Origin of the sequence: Klebsiella sp. EMBS2024 (assembly GCF_036233805.1) — a bacterium.
Lineage (GTDB): Bacteria > Pseudomonadota > Gammaproteobacteria > Enterobacterales > Enterobacteriaceae > Klebsiella > Klebsiella pneumoniae.
The window spans coordinates 32,334-32,614 of record NZ_JAZARW010000001.1 but is presented as its reverse complement, the minus strand read 5'-3'; the positions used below and the strand labels follow the sequence as shown (position 1 = coordinate 32,614).

The following is a 281-nucleotide window of genomic DNA, read 5'->3' as shown; positions in this document are numbered from 1 at the left end:
CTCTGCACCCGCCGCTGCCGCCCCGGCCGGCGCCGGTACCCCGGTGACCGCCCCGCTGGCGGGCACTATCTGGAAGGTGCTGGCCAGCGAAGGCCAGACGGTGGCCGCAGGCGAGGTGCTGCTGATTCTGGAAGCCATGAAGATGGAGACCGAAATCCGCGCCGCGCAGGCCGGGACCGTGCGCGGTATCGCGGTGAAAGCCGGCGACGCGGTGGCGGTCGGCGACACCCTGATGACCCTGGCGTAAGGACGAGGAGCGGAAATGGAAAGTCTGAACGCCC

The 281-nt window shown here is 70.1% G+C and carries 1 protein-coding gene; it reads left to right on the top strand.

From position 1 onward, the window contains the following. Positions 1 to 247, top strand: a 247-nt coding sequence (locus VZP09_RS00155) for a biotin/lipoyl-containing protein (protein ID WP_060628067.1), incomplete at its 5' end; no start/stop codon positions are given. Positions 248 to 281: the final 34 nt, after the last annotated feature.